This window comes from Neisseria sp. P0008.S002, assembly GCF_051962805.1.
In the GTDB taxonomy this organism is placed as follows: Bacteria; Pseudomonadota; Gammaproteobacteria; order Burkholderiales; family Neisseriaceae; genus Neisseria; species Neisseria perflava.
Genome location: NZ_JBQCUY010000008.1, coordinates 53,604 through 73,720 on the forward strand (window position 1 = coordinate 53,604; position 20,117 = coordinate 73,720).

The 20,117-nt window shown below is 49.1% G+C and carries 15 protein-coding genes and 1 other RNA gene; 5 read left to right on the top strand and 11 right to left on the bottom strand.

Annotation, left to right across the window (positions count from 1 at the left end; all coding sequences use genetic code 11):
- Positions 1 to 40 precede the first annotated feature (40 nt).
- Positions 41 to 3,874 (bottom strand): DUF3683 domain-containing protein, encoded by a 3,834-nt coding sequence (locus ACTHSA_RS09395; RefSeq protein WP_049336118.1) that lies wholly within the window; start codon positions 3,872 to 3,874, stop codon positions 41 to 43.
- A gap of 260 nt (positions 3,875 to 4,134) precedes the next feature.
- Between ACTHSA_RS09395 and ffs the strand changes: the two genes are divergently transcribed.
- Positions 4,135 to 4,231, top strand: an RNA gene (ffs, locus tag ACTHSA_RS09400) — signal recognition particle sRNA small type.
- 117 nt (positions 4,232 to 4,348) lie between these two features.
- Here the strand turns inward: ffs and ACTHSA_RS09405 are convergent.
- The 4 genes from ACTHSA_RS09405 to ACTHSA_RS09420 all read right to left on the bottom strand — a co-directional run bounded on the left by ACTHSA_RS09405 (position 4,349) and on the right by ACTHSA_RS09420 (position 8,008).
- A complete protein-coding gene (locus ACTHSA_RS09405) occupies positions 4,349 to 5,566 on the bottom strand; it encodes a uracil-xanthine permease family protein (protein WP_003679234.1) in 1,218 nt (405 codons plus the stop codon).
- Positions 5,567 to 5,733: 167 nt separating this feature from the next.
- Positions 5,734 to 6,045, bottom strand: coding sequence for a hypothetical protein (locus ACTHSA_RS09410; protein ID WP_004520589.1), 312 nt, complete (start codon positions 6,043 to 6,045; stop codon positions 5,734 to 5,736).
- A 62-nt stretch (positions 6,046 to 6,107) separates the two neighbouring features.
- Positions 6,108 to 6,746: a hypothetical protein gene (locus ACTHSA_RS09415; protein ID WP_004520588.1), complete on the bottom strand. Its 639-nt coding sequence runs from the start codon at positions 6,744 to 6,746 to the stop codon at positions 6,108 to 6,110.
- On the bottom strand, positions 6,746 to 8,008 hold the full coding sequence (locus ACTHSA_RS09420) for a multifunctional CCA addition/repair protein (protein ID WP_004520587.1): 1,263 nt from the start codon (positions 8,006 to 8,008) through the stop codon (positions 6,746 to 6,748). The genes ACTHSA_RS09415 and ACTHSA_RS09420 overlap by 1 nt, the downstream gene beginning before the upstream one ends.
- Positions 8,009 to 8,200: 192 nt before the next feature.
- Here ACTHSA_RS09420 and ung point away from each other — a divergent pair, with 192 nt between their 5' ends.
- On the top strand, positions 8,201 to 8,860 hold the full coding sequence (gene ung, locus ACTHSA_RS09425) for a uracil-DNA glycosylase (RefSeq protein ID WP_049336116.1): 660 nt from the start codon (positions 8,201 to 8,203) through the stop codon (positions 8,858 to 8,860).
- Between the two features lie 54 nt (positions 8,861 to 8,914).
- Here ung and ACTHSA_RS09430 read toward each other — a convergent pair whose 3' ends face one another.
- From ACTHSA_RS09430 to ACTHSA_RS09450, 5 genes are all read right to left on the bottom strand, one after another.
- A complete protein-coding gene (locus ACTHSA_RS09430) occupies positions 8,915 to 9,988 on the bottom strand; it encodes a sulfate/molybdate ABC transporter ATP-binding protein (protein WP_049336114.1) in 1,074 nt (357 codons plus the stop codon).
- Positions 9,985 to 10,845, bottom strand: a complete 861-nt coding sequence (cysW, locus tag ACTHSA_RS09435) for a sulfate ABC transporter permease subunit CysW (RefSeq protein ID WP_049336112.1) — start codon at positions 10,843 to 10,845, stop codon at positions 9,985 to 9,987. Before cysW ends, ACTHSA_RS09430 begins: the two co-directional genes overlap by 4 nt.
- Before the next feature lie 84 nt (positions 10,846 to 10,929).
- Positions 10,930 to 11,766, bottom strand: a complete 837-nt coding sequence (cysT, locus tag ACTHSA_RS09440; RefSeq protein ID WP_003683475.1) for a sulfate ABC transporter permease subunit CysT — start codon at positions 11,764 to 11,766, stop codon at positions 10,930 to 10,932.
- Between the two features lie 160 nt (positions 11,767 to 11,926).
- Positions 11,927 to 12,376 carry a DUF4124 domain-containing protein gene (locus tag ACTHSA_RS09445; protein WP_049336110.1) on the bottom strand — a complete coding sequence of 150 codons (450 nt, stop codon included), beginning with the start codon at positions 12,374 to 12,376 and terminating at the stop codon, positions 11,927 to 11,929.
- A gap of 12 nt (positions 12,377 to 12,388) precedes the next feature.
- A complete protein-coding gene (locus ACTHSA_RS09450) occupies positions 12,389 to 12,583 on the bottom strand; it encodes a hypothetical protein (RefSeq protein ID WP_049336152.1) in 195 nt (64 codons plus the stop codon).
- A 185-nt stretch (positions 12,584 to 12,768) separates the two neighbouring features.
- Here ACTHSA_RS09450 and ACTHSA_RS09455 point away from each other — a divergent pair, with 185 nt between their 5' ends.
- Complete coding sequence (locus ACTHSA_RS09455; RefSeq protein ID WP_070625299.1) at positions 12,769 to 14,397, top strand: ABC-F family ATPase; 1,629 nt, start codon at positions 12,769 to 12,771, stop codon at positions 14,395 to 14,397.
- A gap of 183 nt (positions 14,398 to 14,580) precedes the next feature.
- Positions 14,581 to 17,049: a calcium-binding protein gene (locus ACTHSA_RS09460; protein ID WP_070625297.1), complete on the top strand. Its 2,469-nt coding sequence runs from the start codon at positions 14,581 to 14,583 to the stop codon at positions 17,047 to 17,049.
- A gap of 94 nt (positions 17,050 to 17,143) precedes the next feature.
- Here the strand turns inward: ACTHSA_RS09460 and ACTHSA_RS09465 are convergent, their stop codons facing one another.
- Positions 17,144 to 18,361, bottom strand: coding sequence for a D-alanyl-D-alanine carboxypeptidase family protein (locus tag ACTHSA_RS09465; RefSeq protein WP_004520574.1), 1,218 nt, complete (start codon positions 18,359 to 18,361; stop codon positions 17,144 to 17,146).
- Between the two features lie 203 nt (positions 18,362 to 18,564).
- Between ACTHSA_RS09465 and ilvA the strand changes: the two genes are divergently transcribed.
- Positions 18,565 to 20,088, top strand: a complete 1,524-nt coding sequence (ilvA, locus tag ACTHSA_RS09470) for a threonine ammonia-lyase, biosynthetic (RefSeq protein ID WP_004520573.1) — start codon at positions 18,565 to 18,567, stop codon at positions 20,086 to 20,088.
- Positions 20,089 to 20,117 lie beyond the last annotated feature (29 nt).

Here is a 20,117-nt window from a genome sequence, read left to right on the forward strand (position 1 = left end):
AGACGGCCTTTATTACATCCAAAAGTTTTTGTCTAAGTCCTTAGAGCAATACTTTTTCTACACCGCCGTTATTGGCTTTTTTTACAAACTCATCCAGCCAGTTTTCGCCGAGGATGTGTTTCGCCATTTCGATGACAATGTAGTCGGCAGGCATATTGTTGTCGTCGGCGTAGCGGCTCAGGCCTTGCAGGCAGGCTGGGCAGGAGGTAAGCATTTTGACGGGTTCGCCCTGAGGCAGCTCTTTGAGGTTTTTCTCAATTTCCTCTTGTTTGCGGAACTTGACCTGAGTGGCAATGTCGGGTCGTTTGACGGCAAACATACCGGACTCGCCGCAGCAGCGGTCGCTTAAGACGACTTTCTGTCCCATCAGGCTGCTGGCCATTTGGGTGGCATTCATGGTTTTGATCGGGGTATGGCAAGGGTCGTGGTAGAGGTATTGCTGACCTTGTACGCCGTTTAGCTGCACACCTTTTTCAAGCAGATATTCATGGATGTCGATGATACGGCAGCCTGGGAAGATTTCTTCAAAACGGTATTTTTCCAGTTGGTCGTAGCAGGTACCGCAACTGACGACGACGGTTTTAATGTCGAGGTAGTTGAGGGTGTTCGCCATACGGTGGAAAGCCACGCGGTTGTTGGTGCTCATTTCTTCGGCTTTAGCCTTATTTCCGCCTGCGTCTTGCGGATAGCCGCAACACATATAGCCCGGCGGCAGGACGGTTTGTACGCCGACATGCCAGAGCATGGCTTGAACGGCTAGTCCGATTTGGCTGAACAGGCGCTCAGAGCCGCAGCCGGGGAAGTAGAACACGGCTTCGGCATCTTCCGGAGAAGCCGGATTGCGGATGATAGGAATACTCTTGTCGTCTTCTATACCCAGCATGGAGCGTGGAGTTTTAGCAGGCACGCTTTTCGGCAAAGGACGGTTGATGAAGTGGATAACCTGTTCTTTGATTGAGGCGGTACCGACGGTGGCTTTCGGTTCGGCTTTTTGCTTTTTAGTGCCAATCGGAAGAAGCTTGCCGATTTTGTAGGCAAAGTTTTGCGCTGGGAAGCCGGTCTGTATCATGGCGGCGCGAAGGGCTTTAATGGTTTTCGGGCCTGTGGCGTTCAAAAATGCCATACCCATTGAAGCTGCAGGCGCAAAGCGTTTGTGGCCGGAATCGGCAAGGTAGTTGCGGACGGCTACGGTAACGTCGCCAAAGTCGATGTTGACAGGGCAGGGCTTAACGCAGCGGTGGCACACGGTGCAGTGGTCGCCGATGTCCATCAGTTCTTCAAAATGCTTGACGGAAACGCCGCGACGGGTTTGTTCTTCGTATAAGAAGGCTTCGGTCAGTAAGCCCACACCGAGGATTTTGTTGCGGGGGCTATACAGTAGGTTGGCACGCGGAACATGAGTAGAGCAAACAGGTTTGCATTTGCCGCAGCGCAGGCAGTCTTTGACGGAATCGGCGATGGTGCCGAGGTCTGATTTTTCCATAATCAGCGATTCCGCACCCAAAAGCTCGAAAGACGGCGTATAGGCGTTGCGCAGGTCCGAGCCTTTCATCAGTTTGTGACGGTTGAAGGTGTGTTTGGGATCGACTTGGTTTTTGTAATTCCAAAACGGTTGCAAATCTTCATCTGTCAGGAATTCGAGCTTGGTAATGCCGATGCCGTGTTCGCCGGAAATTACGCCGCCGAGCGAACGGGCGATTTTCATGATGCGTTCCACAGAACGGTAGGCCGTCTGAAGCATTTCGGCATCGTCTGAGTTAACCGGAATATTGGTGTGAACGTTACCGTCGCCGGCGTGCATATGCAGGGCGACGAAGACGCGGCTGCGTACGGTTTTGGCGTGGATTTTGCCCAAGCCTTGGATAATTTTGGTATCTGTTTTGCCGCTGAAGATTTCAGAAAGCGGCTTCATTACGTCCGCTTTGACAGACACGCGCAGGCGGAAATCGCGGAAGGCAATAAAGCAGCTTTCATTGTTTTTGGCTTCGGGCGCAGCGTGGACGGCTGCGCCATAGCGTGCTTTATAGTCGGCAAGCGGCGCGTCTAAGTTAGCAAGCAGCCATTCCCAACGCGCTTTGACAGCGGAAACGTGGGCTAGGGCGTGTTTGCCGCGTTCGCCCAATAGTTCGGCGGTTGGCAGGTCTGTTCCCATTTTGTCGATGGGGAGTTTGCCGGACAGATATTGCTCTAAGGCGGCACAGAGTTTGAGTTTGTTTTGAATGGAAAGCTCAATGTTGATGCGCTCGATGCCGTCTGAATACTCACCGAGCCGCTCCAGCGGAATCACTACGTCTTCGTTGATTTTAAAGGCGTTGGTATGTTTGGCGATGGCGGCGGTGCGGCTGCGGTCAAGCCAGAAGGTTTTGCGCGCTTCTGGAGATATGGCGATAAAGCCTTCGCCGTCGCGGGCGCGGGCAAGTTTGCAGATGTGTTCGGCGGCTGCCTGTACGGCGGCTTCGTCATCGGAAACCACGTCTGCCAGCAAGACCATTTTAGGTCGGCCTTTACCTGCCGCTTTGGTGGCATAACCGACGGCGCGGACGTAACGCCAGTCTAAATGCTCCAAACCCGCCAGCCGAACGCTTTCATGGGTAAGCAGGAAATCGCGGATTTCGACGATGGAAGGCGTTGCGGTGGCGACTGTACCGAAAAATTCCATACATACAGTACGCGTGTATTTCGGCATTTTGTGCAATACGAAGGCGACGCTGGTGATGATGCCGTCTGTGCCTTCTTTCTGCACGCCGGGCAGACCGCTCAAGAATTTGTCGGTAACGTCTTTGCCCAAACCGACTTTGCGGAATTTGTGGCCGGGGATTTCCAAGCGTTTGGTATTGACGATATTGCGGCCGTCTGAATCCAACGTATGTACATCAAACAAGGCGATTTCTTCATCGTGGATTTTGCCAAAATTGTGGCGAACGCGTTCGATACGCAACCATTCGCCTTGAGGGTTGATCATGTTCCAGTAGGCGAGGTTGTCCAAGGCAGTACCCCACAGCACAGCTTTTTTGCCACCTGCATTCATCGCCACATTACCGCCCACGCAAGACGCATCGGCGGAAGTCGGATCAACGGCAAACACCAAACCCGCCTGATGCGCGGTTTCTTCCACCCGGCGGGTTACTACGCCTGCGCCACAATGGATAATCGGATGTCTGCCGTCCAAGCCTGCCAGCTCAACATATTCGACGCCGCGATGCTTGTCGAGTTTTTCGGTATTGATGACTGCGCTGTTTGCGTCTAAAGGTACTGCGCCACCAGTGTAGCCGGTACCGCCACCGCGTGGGATAATGACCAAGTCCAACTCAATTAAAGCGCGCACCAAAGGCGCGATCTCTGCCTCGGTATCAGGATTAACGACAACAAACGGATACTCCACGCGCCAGTCAGTCGCATCGGTAACGTGCGTTACTCGAGCCAATCCGTCAAACATAATATTGTGCGGCTTGGTAATTTTGCTTAAGCGATCCAAAATTTGATGGCGTTTTTGGCTGGTTTCATCAAAACTGCTATCAAAACGCTCGACTGCTTTTTCTGCTGCTGCAACCAAGACATCCACTTGCCGATTATCGTCGCGGCGTTTGCGGATTTCATTTAAGCGGTGGCGCATTTCCCGCACCAGCGCGGCGCGGCGTTTCGGATGCTCCAGCAAATCATCGACCAGATACGGATTACGCACGACCACCCAAATATCGCCCAATACTTCAAACAGCATTCGTGCCGAACGTCCTGTTTTGCGTTGACCGCGCAGGTCTTGCAGGATTTGCCACGCTTCGTTGCCCAACAGTCGGATGACGATTTCGCGGTCGGTATAAGAAGTATAGTTATAGGGAATTTCTCGAATACGCTGAGGGGCAGTAGTCGTGGTCATGGTCGTGTTCCGTTGATGGATGTAATGTTTTTATATTAAAGGCCGTCTGAAAAATGCAATTTCTTCTTGATGGCGTAAAGTGTTAATGTAGTGTAATTTTCGATATTTTTCAACGGAAAAGACAATAAACATTTCAATGGGAATGATTTTCAACTAGGTAATATTGTTTACAATCTTGTCATGTAAATGATTTTCAGACGGCCTGACAGATTTTATCGCTTGAGTTTTTCTGTAAAACCGCTATAATGCGTTTCTTCTATGGCGGGTCTCCCCGCATGGTAATTCGGAACACCGGGTCAGGGGCGGAAGCCAGCAGCCCACTCTGATGAGCCAGTGCCGGGGGTTCGGCTCGCCACCTTATTCAAAAATGCCGGAGATGGTTAAGTCTCCGGCATTTTTCATTGTATAAAGCGTAATAAAAAGGCCGTCTGAAATCTCATTTTCAGACGGCCTTTGAGTTTATGAGCCAGCTATTTATGCTTCTTCTGATTTTGTATTGGGCAAAACGCAGTTCAGGATAATGGCCAATACGGCGCATAAACCTACACCGGCGAAGCTCAAAGTACCTACTTTGATAATCATGCCGCCGATACCTGTCGTCAATACGGAACTGACGATAACCAGATTTTTCGGCTGCATCAAATCGACTTTCGCATCAATCAATGTTTTGATGCCCAAAGAGGCGATTGTACCGAACAGCAGCAACATAATGCCGCCCATAACCGGCATAGGAATCGAAGCCAAAAACGCGTTGAACTTACCGAAAAATGCCATGAAAATCGCAAAAATTGCCGCCCAAGTCATGATAACGGGGTTGCTGTTTTTGGTAATCATCACCGCGCCGGTCACTTCACCGTAAGTGGTCACAGGCGGGCCGCCGATCAAACCGGCCACGCACACGCCCAAGCCGTCGCCGGCGAGGGTTTTGTCCAAGCCCGGGTCTTTAGTGTAGTTTTTGCCGGTTACATTACCGATGGCCATAATGCCGCCGATGTGTTCGATGGCCGGGGCGATGGCAACGGGCAACATAAACAAGGCAGCCTGCCAGTTGACTTGAGGCGTTTCAAAATGAGGGACGGCAAACCAAGGAGCGTTGATGATGGCGCTGGTATCGACCAAGCCCATGATCAAAGCCAACACATAGCCTGAAGCCACGCCGATCAGAATCGGAATCAGCTTCATCATTTTGCTGCCGAAGACAGAAACAATGACGGTTACCGCAAAGGTAAAGCCGGACAGAATCAGCGAGTCGATATAGTCGATGACCTGTTTTCCATCCGCCTGACCCATGGCCATGCTGCTGGCTGCAGCGGCCACGGACAAACCGATTACCATAATCACCGGACCGATAACCACGGGCGGCAACAGCTTGTGTACCGCATCTAGACCGCGCCATCTAATTAGCGCGGCAAAGACAAAGTACATGAAACCTGCCGCAAACAGGCCGAACATGGTAGAAGGCAGGCCCCATTCGCCGATGGAGTAGATAATCGGTGCAATAAAGGCAAAAGAAGAGCCGAGGAAAATCGGCACTTTACGTTTGGTAACCAATTGGAACAACAAAGTGCCCAAGCCTGCGCCCAATAATGCCAAAGCCGGGTTCAGTCCCGTCAGAAGCGGCACAAGCACCATGGCACCGAATGCGACAAACAAAATCTGCGCACCGGCTACCGCCGTTTTAAGCTGATTCATAAAAGCTCCGAAGAAAATTCAAATGGCGCAGATTATACTGATTTATCCTAATTGTGAACATTTATTTACAAAAGGCCGTCTGAACATATGTAACGATGACACCTGTTCAGACGGCCTTATTCGATAGCGAATTGTTAATAACTTATCAAAATCGATTAGGAAAATTTTCAGCCGCGTGTTTCGCGCCAAACCAAATAATCGCGCAGGGGTGGCATGGGCGGATTGATGCAGTGCGGACAGATGCCGGTTGTGTCTTCATCGTCGCTGTCGATATGGTAGTCGTTTGGATCGAAGCGCACCTGCTGCATCACAGCTTGCGCCAATGCTTGTTCCTGTACGACATCAAATTCAAATTTTTCCAAAATCTCATTCAATAGGCAGATTTCGCCGTCGCTGAAAGATTCGCTGTGTTTGACAATGAGGCGTTGATAATCTTTATTGCTGATTTTTTCGTGAAGTAAATTGGTCTGGATAGTCATGATTTTATTGTTGAAATAAGATGGTTAAGGTGCGGATTATAGCGGATATCGTGTCGGCTGTTTCAAAGGGCGTCTTTAAGTTGACGGGCTTTGGCGAATGTGGGGATAAATCTGTTCAATTCAATATTGACTGCCTGAAAATCGCGGCTATCAAAAAAATCGCCGATACGTATGGTTTTTCCCTGATAATCGAAAGACCATGCACCTTGTACACATTTTTGGATACGTAAAATATTGGGGACATTGTGAATTTTTCGTTTCATACCATTTTGGTAGAGGTTTTCGTTTGGCAACCTCTGTTTCCTTCCTTGTGCAACAGGAGCTTGGGGAATATGGTCACGAGAATGCCATTCGGAGATTTCTGACAACGGGAAACTACGCCAACGCCCAATGGAAAACAAGGTATAACCATGAGACAGCGTATGGTTACGGATCTTGATGTTTTCACGTCCGAAAAGTTGCCAAAGAAGGCCGTAAACAAGTGAACCGACTAAGTAGAAAGTAAAAAGTAAAGGGATGAGAATGGCTTCTAAATTAGTGAAATAGTGCTCTTCAAGGTAAAACGGCGCGATGCATGTAAGAACAAAGGAAAACATAAGAAATACCGCGGTAAAACCGATTTCCTGCGAGTCATGTACAACACGAGCAGATACGGCAATGCCGTCGGGCATGCGTTCGATTTTATAACGCGAAGATGCCATCAATAGCCTCCTATTTTTTCAGCCTGATACGCTTTTTGCAGCGGCCTAATTTGCGCCAAGCGGGCATGATCGATTTGTTCGGCAATTAAATGGGCTTTGCCTTGTGCGCGGCACTCGGCGGCAATTTTGCCTGCATCTACTTGATTGGCGGCCTCAAGTAAGGCCAGCCAGTGTTCACGTTGCGGATAAGGCGTGTTTTCAAGATTCAGACGGCCTTGTTTGTCGGCCACGCAGACGTTTAAGGCCGTCTGAAAACGTTCGGGGCGGCGGAATGCGTCGGTTTTTTTCAAAACATTCAAAATAGTTTTACTTTTGAACTGCCCGACTTGATGGAGCATGATGTGCCAACGGCAGACGAGTTCGGCAAGCTCGGCGCAGTGTTTGGGCGCGCGCAGGCGTTGATTGACTTCGCGGACGGGTTCGACGCCGTTAAGGTCGTGTCCGTAGTGTTTCGGCAGTATATCGGCCGGTGTTTTTGCCTTGCCCAAGTCGTGCAATAAGGCAGCATAGCGTTCAGCGAGGGACAGGTTCATCTCGGCGGCTCGTTGTACAACCATCAGCGTATGAATACCGCTGTCGATTTCGGGATGATAGTCGGCGCGTTGCGGTACGCCGAAAAGGGCATCGACTTCTGGCAGTAAAACTTTGAGTGCGCCGCATTCGCGCAAAACTTCAATCATTCGGCGCGGATTTTTCTCCATCAAGCCTTTGGCCAATTCCTGCCAGACACGTTCGGCAACCAAGGCATCCGCTTCGCCGTTTTCTACCATTTGCCGCATCAGCGACATGGTTTCATCGGCAATTTGAAAACCATAACGCGCGGCAAAACGGGCGATACGCAAAATCCGCACAGGGTCTTCGGCAAAGGCAGGCGAAACGTGGCGCAGGATGCCGGCCGCCAAATCTTGTTGTCCGCCAAAAGGATCGATGATCGTGCCGTCTGAATCCTGAGCCATGGAATTGATGGTCAGGTCGCGGCGCATTAGGTCTTGTTCCAGCGTAACGTCTTTATCGGCATGAAAACTGAATCCGGCATAGCCTTTGGCAGTTTTACGCTCGGTACGGGCGAGGGCGTATTCTTCGTGGCTGTCCGGGTGGAGAAAGACGGGAAAATCCTTGCCAACAGGTTGATAGCCTTGAGCCAACATGGTTTGCGCATCTGCACCGACGACTACCCAGTCGCGGTCTTTGACGGGCAGGCCTAAAAGATGGTCGCGGACAGCGCCGCCGACAAGATAGGTTTTGATGGTTTGTGTATTCATATAAAAATCGAACGATATAAAAAGGCCGTCTGAAAAGCCGTATTGGGTTTTCAGACGGCCTGAGTCAGAACGCTATTATGACGCTTTAGGTTTGTTGCTGTCGATAATCTTCAGTCCTGCGGCGACAACAAACCATATCGTTATGCGGCATATCCTTTATAATAAGCCCATTCAAATACGGAGCGGCAAATAATGCAGACTTGGCACGAGGCAATTGGTGCGGAAAAAGAAAAGGCGTATTTTCAAACGATTTTGGAGAAGGTGCGCCATGAAAGGCAGGCGGGGATAACCGTTTATCCGCCCGAGCGCGATGTATTCAATGCCTTTCGGACGACTGAATTCGGAAATGTAAAGGTAGTGATTTTAGGGCAAGACCCGTATCACGGTGCGGGTCAGGCGCATGGTTTGGCGTTTTCCGTCCAGCCTGAAATTGCGGTGCCGCCGTCGCTGGTCAATATTTATAAAGAGTTGGCGACGGATATTGAGGGTTTTCAGATTCCGCAACACGGCTATTTGCAGCATTGGGCGGAACAGGGCGTGTTGCTGTTGAACACGGTATTGACTGTCCGTGCCGGTTCAGCGCATTCCCATGCGACTTTTGGCTGGGAGGCGTTTACCGATGAAGTCATCCGACAATTGGATAAGGAACGCGAGCATTTAGTCTTTATGCTGTGGGGCAGCCATGCGCAGAAGAAAGGCGCGTTTATCGACCGCAATCGCCATTTGGTGCTGACCGCGCCGCACCCTTCGCCTTTATCGGCATATCGCGGCTTTTTTGGCTGCAAACATTTTTCGCAGGCAAACGCTTATTTGCAGGCACATGGTTTAGAGCCGATTGATTGGCAGGTTTAAATAAGATGAAAGGCCGTCTGAAAGCAGATTTTCAGACGGCCTTATGCTTTAGTCTCAAATCGAATATTCAATCAGCTCGTTTTGAGAAAAGACATAAACCTGTTTCGGAATCAGCCTCAATTCTTTGCCTTCGGCGATTTGGTAACGCGCGGCATCGCTGCCTGCCAGCGTGATATGCACGTCTTGTTTGTCGTGTTTTACCACAATATGCGTCAATGCGCCGACGGCGTGGATTTTTTCGATTTTGGCGCGGATCATCGGGGTTTCGTTTTCGGCGGCAAGCTGCCATTCGTGCGGACGGATGTAGCCGATAGCGGTTTGTTCCTGCCATTTGTAGTGCGTGTCCAATTTCCACGCGAAGCCGTTGTAATGCCAGATGCCTTTTTCGATTCTGCCTTCGAAGGCGTCGGTTTCGCCGAGAAATTCGGTAACGAAGGCGTTTTCAGGTTTGCGGTAAATGGCTTCGGCACTGCCGGTTTGCTCGATTTTGCCGTGGTTCATGACGACGATTTCGTCGGAAACTTCAAGGGCTTCTTCTTGGTCGTGCGTCACCAGAATGCTGGTTACGCCTAGGTTGTGATGGATGTCGCGCAGCCAGGTGCGCAATTCTTTGCGCACTTTGGCATCCAGCGCGCCGAAGGGTTCGTCCAAGAGCAGAAGTTTGGGTTCGACGGCGAGGGCGCGGGCGAGGGCGATGCGTTGGCGTTGGCCGCCGGAGAGCTGGTGCGGATAGGATTTGGCGAGTTGGGAAAGCTGCACGAGTTTGAGCAATTCTTCGACTTTGGCGCGGATTTGTTCTTTGGACGGGCGTTCGGACTTGGGCAATACGGTCAAACCGAAGGCGACGTTGTCAAACACGTTCATGTGGCGGAAGAGGGCGTAGTGTTGGAATACGAAGCCGACTTTGCGCTCGCGCACATGCTTGGCGGTTACGTCTTGGCCGTCAAAGAGAATTTGGCCGCCATCGGCGTTTTCCAGTCCGGCGATAATGCGCAGGAGCGTGGTTTTGCCGCAGCCGGATGGGCCGAGCAGGGAAACGAGTTTGCCGGTGGGGACGTTGAGGTTGATGTTTTTCAGCGCGTGGAACGCTCCGAAGTGTTTGTTTAGATTTTGAATAGTAATGCTCATGCTGCGTTCCTTTCAGCGGCGGCGAGTTTTTTGTCTTGTAATTTTGTGATGATGTTTTGCACCAGCAATGTGGCCAAGGCTAAAAGTGCCAATACGCCGGAGAGGGCGAATGCGCCGGTGAAGTTGTATTCGTTGTAGAAGATTTCAACCAAAAGCGGGATGGTGTTGGTTTCGCCGCGGATGTGTCCCGATACCACGCTGACCGCGCCGAATTCGCCCATCGCGCGGGCGTTGGTGAGGATGATGCCGTAGAGCAGCGCCCATTTGATGTTGGGTAGGGTAACGCGCCAAAACATCTGCCAGCCGCTTGCGCCGAGTATTAGCGCGGCCTGTTCTTCGCTGTCGCCCTGCGCCTGCATTAAAGGAATGATTTCGCGCGCGACAAAGGGGAAGGTAACGAACAGCGTCGCCAAAATAATGCCGGGGATGGCGAAGATAATCTGTATGCCTTGCGCTTCAAGCCAGCCGCCCAATGCCGTATGCGTGCCGAACAATAAGACGAACATCAAACCGGCCACCACGGGCGATACGGAAAACGGCAAATCGAGCAGGGTGGTCAGCAACTGCTTGCCGCGAAAGTCGAAACGGGTCAACAGCCACGCCATCGCCACACCCAATACGGCATTGATAGGAACAACAATCAGAGCGGTAATCAGGGTTAATTTGATGGCAGACCATGCTTCGGGATCGGTCAAGGATTGCAGGTATAAATCCCAACCGCCTTTTAAGGCCTCGTAGAATACGGCAACCAAAGGCACGACCAGCATCAGCAGCAGAAAGCCCAAGGCGGTAGCAGTCAGCAATACGCGCAGCCAACGCGGTTCGCTCAGGTTTGGATTGGTAGAATGGGTTTTCATGTTAGTGAAGTCTCTATTTATTCTTGTATCCGTTTAGGCCGTCTAAAAAATGTTTGCTTGATGTTTCAGACGGCCTATTGTTTGTTAAACCTTCGCTCCGGCACGGCGGCTCAAAGTCCATTGCATAATGTTTAAAATCAGCAGGATGACAAACGAAATCATCAGCATAAACAGAGCAACGGCAGACGCGCCCTGAGCATCGTATTGCTCCAGTTTGCCGGTAATAATCAAGGGCAGGATTTCAGACACCATCGGAATATTGCCCGCGATGAAAATGACCGAGCCGTATTCGCCGGTAGAGCGGGCAAACATCATGCCTGCACCGGTCAACAAGGCCGGTGTGATTTCAGGCAAGAGAACACGGCGGAACGTAGTCCAACGGCTTGCGCCCAAAGTTGCCGCTGCTTCTTCATACTCGCCCGACAATTCTTCCAATACCGGTTGTACGGCGCGGACGATAAAGGGCAGGCTGACGACAATCAGCGCAATCCAAATACCGATGGGCGTAAAGGCGATTTTGATACCCAAAGGCTCGAAAAAACGGCCTATCCAGCCATTGGGCGCATACAGGGTTGCCAACGCAATGCCTGTTACCGCTGTCGGCAGCGCAAACGGCAAATCGACCAAAGCGTTTACCAACCCTTTGCCCGGAAATTCATAGCGCACCAATACCCAGGCGACCAACGTGCCGAACACGATATTGGTTAACATCGCATAAAACGACATCCGCAAGCTCAGCCAGACGGCCGCCAAGACATTGGGTTCGGTAATCGTGTTCCAAAATCCGCTCCAGCCGATTTCTGCTGCTTTGGCCGCCATCATCGCAAACGGCAAAACCACCAAAAGCGACAGGCATAAAACCGTCAAACCCAAACTGAGCTTGAAACCCGGCAATACAGAAGGCGTTTTGAGTAACAACATAATGGCAACCGTCAGAATTTAATACACGCTTACTTTAACAAGGCAGTCTGAAAACTGGAAAGAATGCTTTGTTTGGTATAAAGACGATTTTGTTATATTGAAGACATGAAAAGGCCGTCTGAAAACCAAATTTCAGACGGCCTTGCTGGTGTGGTAAGGATCAATAGGCAACAGGATCTTGAGATGCAGGCTGGTGTTGCGCCGCGTCATAGTTTTCCTGAGCCGAGCGGACGGCTTTTTCCAAACCCTTGATCCGTTCGAGATAGCGGGCATAGTTGCGTTCATTGCCATAACGCACTTTTTTGCCTTCTTCCAAGTTTTTCTTGGCGGTATCCAAAGCACGCTTGGCTGCGCCGACGTCAGCCGGATTGACCGGGGCGACAGCTTCTTCCGCTTGCTCGGTTTTGCTTGGGGAAATTGGCGTTGCCGGTGTTGAAACAGGCGCAGAAGTATAGACGGACGGTTTGCCGATATTGCTGGCTTTGCAGTTTTTGCCGCCGGCTTGGGTATAGACTTTGCGGCCGGCAGAATCGGTACATTCAAAAATAGGCGCGGCGGAAATTGCAGTTGTCAAAGTGAGTAGTAATGTACTGATCCAAATTTTGTTCATTTTTATTTTTCCTTAAAACCATTTCCACCAAACAAGCAAAGCCGCAATCATGATGATGTTGGCGAAGAGGATGGGCTTCCACTGTCTGGGCGCACGTCGTAATTCAGCGCCAGATCGTGTGCGGCGGATATAGAAAAACGGGCTGAGCAGCATGGAAGCGGCGCATACCAAAATAATCACGGCGTAATAGATTTTGTGCGTTTCCATATTGTTTCTCCGTTTCAGACGGCCTGAAATGCTGCCTACAACGCATTTTTGCGTGAAGCGCTGTCTGTTTTTATCTTGCATAGGCATTGGGCACACTTGCTATGGCCTCAATCCTGAGGTCTTTGCAAAAATATGCTACAATCGCGTCCGATTATAACATTCTATTTATAAAGGTTTTACGAATAATGATTTCTACCAACGGCATCACCATGCAGTTCGGCGCAAAGCCGCTGTTTGAAAACGTATCCGTCAAATTTGGCGAAGGCAACCGTTACGGCTTGATCGGCGCCAACGGCTCAGGCAAGTCCACCTTCATGAAAATCCTCGGCGGCGATTTGGAACAGACTGCCGGCGAAGTAGCGATTGAAAACGGCGTGCGTTTGGGTAAATTGCGCCAAGACCAGTTTGCCTACGAAGACATGCGCGTGCTGGACGTAGTGATGATGGGCCATACCGAAATGTGGGCGGCGATGACCGAGCGTGATGCGATTTACGCCAACCCCGAAGCTACCGAAGACGACTACATGAAAGCCGCCGAACTGGAAGCTAAGTTTGCCGAATACGACGGCTACACTGCCGAAGCACGCGCTGCCGAATTGTTGAGCGGCGTGGGCATTTCCGAAGATTTGCACAATGCGACCATGGCAGAAGTCGCCCCGGGCTTCAAGCTGCGCGTATTGCTGGCGCAAGCCCTGTTCTCCAAGCCAGATGTATTGCTTTTGGACGAACCGACCAATAACTTGGACATTAATACCATCCGCTGGTTGGAAGGCGTGTTGAACCAATACGACTCCACCATGATCATCATCTCGCACGACCGTCACTTTTTGAACGAAGTCTGCACACACATGGCGGATTTGGACTACAACACCATCACCATCTATCCGGGCAACTACGACGACTATATGCTCGCTTCTGCCCAGTCGCGTGAGCGCGCCCTGAAAGACAACGCCAAAGCCAAAGAGAAGCTGCAAGAGCTGCAAGAGTTTGTCGCACGCTTCTCTGCCAACAAATCCAAAGCCCGTCAGGCAACCAGCCGTCTGAAACAGGCAGACAAAATCAAATCGGAAATGGTCGAAGTCAAACCTTCTACCCGTCAAAACCCATATATCCGTTTTGAAGCCGACGAAAAAGCCAAGTTGCACCGTCAGGCTGTGGAAGTTGAAAAACTGGCCAAACGCTTTGAAACCCAGTTGTTTAAAAACCTGAACTTCATCCTTGAAGCAGGCCAACGCCTTGCCATCATCGGCCCGAACGGCGCGGGTAAATCTACCTTGCTGAAACTCTTGGCAGGTGCATACAACCCCGAATATTCAGACGACCTGTTGCCGGACGAAGGCACCATCAAATGGGCGGAAAAAGCCAGTGTCGGTTACTATCCGCAAGACCATGAAAACGACTTCGACGTTGATATGGATTTGACTGAATGGATGCGCCAATGGGGCCAGGAAGGCGATGACGAACAAATCATCCGCGGAACTTTGGGCCGCTTGCTTTTCGGCAGCAACGATGTCGTGAAAAAAGTGAAGGTTCTCTCCGGTGGTGAAAAAGGCCGTATGCTTTACGGCAAACTGTTGCTGTTGAAACCCAATGTCTTGGTTATGGACGAACCGACCAACCACATGGATATGGAAAGCATCGAATCCTTGAACATGGCGCTGGAAAAATACAACGGCACGCTGATTTTTGTCTCGCACGACCGTCAGTTTGTATCTTCATTGGCTACCCAAATCATCGAATTGGATGGCAAAGGCGGATATGAACACTACTTGGGCGATTACGAAAGCTATCTGGAGAAAAAAGGTTTTGTTTAAATCTTTACCAACAATCTAATAAGGCATTGAGATGCCGTCTGAAAATTTCTATATTTTCAGACGGCATTTTCTTTTCAAAATTAAACAATAGTATATTGAACTTTTATGCCAAAATTATGACTAATAAAAGCCTTTTACAAAAGAATAATTCAATATTACGATATTTTTGAAGGAATATATTAAATGGTAAACATTAAAACAGCAGTACCCAATGCCTCTCAATATGGTGCCAAACTTGGCTATACGACTTATGAGGCAGAACAAAGTGAACTGAAAAACGGCGTTGTTAAAAATGCCTCTTCTTCAGAGGCAGAACGCGCAACTGCCCGTGAAGCAAGCGGTCAGGCATATGTTGATTTGCCTACTAATGCATCTGTGTCATTTATTGCACAAGCAGATGCCAATGCCGTAACCATCCGTTATACCGTTCCTGACGGTGAAAGCGGTAAAGTTGAAGTCAAAGTCAATAATACAGTGATCGGTACTTTGGATTTGTCTTCCAAATCTAACTGGCAATATTTGGATAACTATACATATCATCCGAATGACGATATTAAAGTTCATGATACGCCTGCGGCAGATAGGCTTGCCCGCTTCCAATTTGACGAAGTCAGCCAATTATTTAAAGATGCCCATATCAATAAAGGAGATACAGTTACCATCACTAATCTCGACAGCACGCCCGTAGGCATTGACTTGATTGATTTGGAAAAGGCATCGGATGCCATTAGACAGCCTGAAAACAGTGTCAGCATTACTGATTTCGGCGCAATTGCCAATGACGGCTCGGATGATTACCAAGCATTTATGGCTGCGATTGAATCTGCCAAAGCGTCTAAAAAATCTGTTTACATTCCTGAAGGTCAATTTGATTTTTCACGACCGATTTCTCTTTATGTTCCTGATGGTATTAAGATTACCGGTGCAGGGCAATGGCACACTAAGTTACATTTTTTGAATACAGAAGCTGCTAAATACGATGATAAGGGTTATGCGAGCGGTGGCGGTGGTATTACTTTTGAACCCGGTAGTAAAGATATAGATTTGGGCAATCTCTCTATGGATTCAAATCTAAATTCAAGACATGATGAGAAAGCCAATTATAAAGGGATATCCGGCACTTTAGGTACTGGCTCTTCTATTCACGATATCAAAATTGAACATTTTGAAGTAGGTGTATGGATTGGGGATTATTCTAAAAACAAACCTTTAAATTACACTGATGGTTTGACTATCTCCAATGCCATTATTCGCAACAACTTTGCAGACGGCGTTAACTTTGCGCAAGGTACCAGTAATTCTACCGTTATCAATTCCAATATCCGCGGCAATGGTGATGATGGCTTAGCAACATGGTCAAGTCATCATGAGAATACCAATGCCCATGTTGCTGAAAATAACCACTTTTTAAACAATACCGTTGAATTAGGCTGGCGTGCGGCAGGTATTGGTATCTTTGGCGGCAAAGGTCATGAAGTAGCCAATAACCTTATCAAAGATAATGCCAATTGGGGTGGCGTACGCTTAAACACTGTATTCAAAAACAGCCATAATTTTGATTTCAATGATACGGGTATTTCCGTTCACGATAACTTACTGGTAAACAACGGGACTAATGCCGACACATATGGTCGTGTTAAAGGTTCTATCGATTTGGAAGAAGGCAGGGATTATGCTACTCCCGAAAAAGATATTTTGGGAGAACTCAACAATATCAAAATTGAAAATAACACTATTGTGAATAATCTTTCCGACCAAGAGATTACCAAAACCCGTAATCCTAAAGAAGGCAATATTCCGGAGCCTGTAAACGAGACTACATTAACCATCGAAAATAATCATAGCCTTTCGGTAGCAGAAAATACTTCTGCAAAAAATGTAGCGGAAATAGATGATCACAGTCTTACCCAAGCTGCGAATCATTTAGGTGCTGATAATATCATCACAATTACAGACAGCAGCCATGCTCTTGTCAGCGGCGGCGATGGCAATGACCGTATCAGAGGCGGTTTGGGCAATGATACGATTAACGGTGATTCAGGTAATGACATTATTTTTGGCTATGATGGAAACGATCGTCTCAATGGCGGTATGGGTAATGATTCTATACATGGAGGTAACGGCAACGATACTTTATGGGGTGAAAGTGGCAATGACCGTTTGAATGGCGGCGATGGCAACGATGTTTTATTTGGCGGACAAGGAACCGATTACTTGGTAGGCGGTAAGGGTGCCGATACTTATGTTTTCAGCCTTGGAGAAGGTAAGGATACGATTACCGATAATGTGGGCGAACATAATGCACTGCAATTTGGCCAAAATATCTCTGTTAATGACCTGCATATTGATGCCATCACTGATGTTCGAGGCAATATCGATTGGAAAATTACCGTTAAGGGATCAGAAGGGGACAGCATTACCATCAATGACCAATTCGTTTCCGGTAACACTAACAATGCCGTGATTGATACCTTCCGTTTCGATGAAGGCACATTGAGCCTGCAAGAGTTGATGGGTAGGTTGTCAGGTAATGACAATATCAGTAATTTGTCAGACGTCAATACGCATACTGACCGCATGAGCTACTCGTCTGTCGATACGGTTGATGTTCACGATGACACAGCATCTACCGCCAACGCTGGAATTATCTAATTAGCTGTCTTTTAGGCTGAATAAAGGCCGTCTGAAATCTGGCAAACAGGTTTCAGACGGCCTTTTTGTGGCTTATTTTGTTATGGTTGATTGTTTAACTGAATAAACCTTTAAACCACAACACAATCGCGTCCCACATACGGCGCAACCAGCTGCCTTCTTCCACGCCGGTTAGGGCGACGACGTCTTTTTCGGCAATGATTTTGCCGTCTTTCATGACTTTCAGTTTGCCCAATACTTGACCTTTTTCAATCGGGGCGAGGACGGGCTGAAGCGTTTCTAAGATTGGTTTGACGTTTTTGCCGGTATCGTGGGGAATGGTAATGTAAACATCGTCCAAGAAACCGATGTCTACGGCTTTGGTGCTGCCTTTGTAAACTTTGACTTGGGAAATCACTTCTCCGCCGTTGTAAAGTTTAGGCGTATCAAATGCCTGCAATGACCAGTTGAGCAGTTTGCTGCTTTCGCTTGCGCGCGCTTCGGTGGATTCGGCACCGGCAAGGATGGAAACAATACGGCGGTTGTTACGTTTGCTGGAAGCAGCAAGATGATAGCCTGCGCCTTCAGAATAGCCGGTTTTCAAACCGTCGATACTGCTGTCGCGATAGAGCAGAAGATTGCGGTTGGGCTGCTCGATATTATTGTATTTGAAAGATTTATTTGCAAACAAAGGATAGTATTTCGGATAGTCGTTGATCAGCGCGGCTGCCAAAATGGCCAAGTCGCCAACGGTTGAAACATGGCCGTTAGAAGAAATGCCGGTCGGGTTGTTGAAGTGGGTGTGCTTCATGCCCAAGCGTTTGGCTTCTTCATTCATTTGTTTGACGAATTCATCGATAGAGCCGTTACCGATGGCTTCTGCAAGGGTGATGGCGGCATCGTTGGCCGATTGGATGGTTGTCCCCTTAATTAAGGAGCTGACGCTGACAGGCACTTTTGGGTCGAGGAACATACGCGAACCTTCGACTTTCCATGCGGCATTGGAAACGGTCAGCATTTGGCTTGCTTCAAGTGTACCGTTTTCTAATGCTTTAAAGGCAAGGTAGGCAGTCATCATTTGCGTCAACGCGGCAGGTTCGATAGGCGCGTCGGCATTGTTGGATGCCAAGGTTTGCTTGCTGTGCAGGTCGGTAACGATGTAGGCGGTTGCCGCGATTTCCGGAGGCGTTGTCGGACTGTTGATGCTGTGCAACAATGGCTGCGGCTGTGCCTCGCCTTGTACGGCAGGTGCGGAGGCAACCGGGTCGGCGGCAAGGGCGTGGGTATTCAGGAGGGCAGCAAAAATTAAGCTAAGTAGCGTTTTTTTCATCATTGTTTGTAAATTTGAATATGGGTGGATACTGTTATCGAGTAAACAGTTTGGCATACTAAATAGATAGTAAGCGGACATTATACCGTTTCATTCAGGCTTTGCTAAGATTTTTCTTGCCTTCAGACGGCCTCAGGGGTATGGTTTTAACTTTTTCCTCAGGCCGATTCGGCCGAATGACAATTTATTTTCGAACACTGAATACCATGAACCATCCTCTTCCTCTTTCCGATTATCTGACCCGTATTTTGACCGCTTCCGTTTATGATGTAGCCGTAGAAACGCCTTTGGATTTGGCACGCAGTCTGTCAGGCCGTCTGAACAATCAGGTTTTGCTCAAACGTGAAGATTTGCAGCCGGTGTTTTCGTTCAAAATCCGCGGTGCGTACAACAAAATGGCGAAGCTGCCGAAAGAAGCTTTGGATTGCGGCGTGATTGCTGCCAGCGCGGGCAACCATGCGCAGGGTGTGGCTTTATCGGCGCAGTATTTGGGTTGCCGCGCCGTCATCGTGATGCCGGAAACAACGCCTAAAATCAAAATTGACGCGGTAAAGAGCCGTGGCGGCGAAGTGGTATTGAAAGGCGTGTCTTACAATGATGCCTATGATTATGCGATGGAGTTGGCCGAAAAGGAAAAGCTGACTTATATTGCGCCTTTTGATGATCCGGATGTGATTGCCGGCCAGGGAACCATCGGCATGGAAATCCTCCGTCAACACCGCAATATCAATGCGATTTTTGTTCCGATTGGTGGAGGCGGCTTGGCAGCAGGCGTAGCGGCGTTTATCAAACAAGTTTGTCCTGAAATTAAAGTGATTGGCGTGCAAACTGATGATTCTTGCTGTATGAAGCAATCGGTTGAGGCAGGGAAAATCGTACATTTGAAAGATGTCGGCCTGTTTTCAGACGGCACGGCGGTTAAAGTGGTGGGCGAGGAAACCTTCCGCCTGTGTAAAGAGCTGTTGGACGAAATTATTACGGTCAATACGGATATGTTGTGCGGCGCGATTAAAGATATTTTTGACGATACGCGTAGCATTACTGAGCCTGCGGGCGCATTGGCTCTTGCCGGCCTGAAGGCTTACGTTGCGAAAAACAATATCCAAGGTCAAAATTTGGTTGCCGTCACCAGTGGCGCCAATATGAACTTCCACCGCTTACGCCACGTTTCGGAGCGCAGTGAGCTGGGCGAGGGCAACGAAGGTATTTTCGCCGTTACCATTCCCGAAGAAAAGGGCAGCTTCCTGAAGTTTATCAATTTGCTGGGAAGCCGGAACATTACTGAGTTCAACTATCGCTACGGCAGCGATAAAAATGCGCATATTTTTGTCGGCTTGCAAACCGCCGGTGCGCAAGACTTGGCCGTCATCAGCAAACAACTGGCTGACGCAGGTTTGCCCAATGTCGATCTGACCAATGACGAAATCGCCAAAATCCATATCCGTTACATGGTCGGCGGACGTACGGAAAAAGTATCCAGCGAACGCTTGGTCAGCTTTGAATTTCCGGAGCGTCCCGGCGCATTGTCCCGCTTCTTGAACCATATGCGCGCCGAATGGAATATTACTTTGTTCCATTATCGCAATCATGGTGCGGACTACGGCCGTATTTTGGTCGGTATCGATGTACCTGAAAGCGACAATGAAGCCTTTGCCGACTTCTTGGAGAGCTTGGGTTATGTTTATAAAGAAGAAACCGATAATCCGGCTTATAAACTTTTCTTGGCTTAATCAGTAAGATAAAAGGCCGTCTGAAAAAT

Bases quoted from the DNA above. Each gene is read 5' to 3' on its own strand.
- ACTHSA_RS09395 (WP_049336118.1), bottom strand. From the start codon at position 3,874: ATGACCACGACTACTGCCCCTCAGCGTATTCGAGAAATTCCCTATAAC.
- ACTHSA_RS09405 (WP_003679234.1), bottom strand. From the start codon at position 5,566: ATGAATCAGCTTAAAACGGCGGTAGCCGGTGCGCAGATTTTGTTTGTC.
- ACTHSA_RS09410 (WP_004520589.1), bottom strand. From the start codon at position 6,045: ATGACTATCCAGACCAATTTACTTCACGAAAAAATCAGCAATAAAGAT.
- ACTHSA_RS09415 (WP_004520588.1), bottom strand. From the start codon at position 6,746: ATGGCATCTTCGCGTTATAAAATCGAACGCATGCCCGACGGCATTGCC.
- ACTHSA_RS09420 (WP_004520587.1), bottom strand. From the start codon at position 8,008: ATGAATACACAAACCATCAAAACCTATCTTGTCGGCGGCGCTGTCCGC.
- ung (WP_049336116.1), top strand. From the start codon at position 8,201: ATGCAGACTTGGCACGAGGCAATTGGTGCGGAAAAAGAAAAGGCGTAT.
- ACTHSA_RS09430 (WP_049336114.1), bottom strand. From the start codon at position 9,988: ATGAGCATTACTATTCAAAATCTAAACAAACACTTCGGAGCGTTCCAC.
- cysW (WP_049336112.1), bottom strand. From the start codon at position 10,845: ATGAAAACCCATTCTACCAATCCAAACCTGAGCGAACCGCGTTGGCTG.
- cysT (WP_003683475.1), bottom strand. From the start codon at position 11,766: ATGTTGTTACTCAAAACGCCTTCTGTATTGCCGGGTTTCAAGCTCAGT.
- ACTHSA_RS09445 (WP_049336110.1), bottom strand. From the start codon at position 12,376: ATGAACAAAATTTGGATCAGTACATTACTACTCACTTTGACAACTGCA.
- ACTHSA_RS09450 (WP_049336152.1), bottom strand. From the start codon at position 12,583: ATGGAAACGCACAAAATCTATTACGCCGTGATTATTTTGGTATGCGCC.
- ACTHSA_RS09455 (WP_070625299.1), top strand. From the start codon at position 12,769: ATGATTTCTACCAACGGCATCACCATGCAGTTCGGCGCAAAGCCGCTG.
- ACTHSA_RS09460 (WP_070625297.1), top strand. From the start codon at position 14,581: ATGGTAAACATTAAAACAGCAGTACCCAATGCCTCTCAATATGGTGCC.
- ACTHSA_RS09465 (WP_004520574.1), bottom strand. From the start codon at position 18,361: ATGATGAAAAAAACGCTACTTAGCTTAATTTTTGCTGCCCTCCTGAAT.
- ilvA (WP_004520573.1), top strand. From the start codon at position 18,565: ATGAACCATCCTCTTCCTCTTTCCGATTATCTGACCCGTATTTTGACC.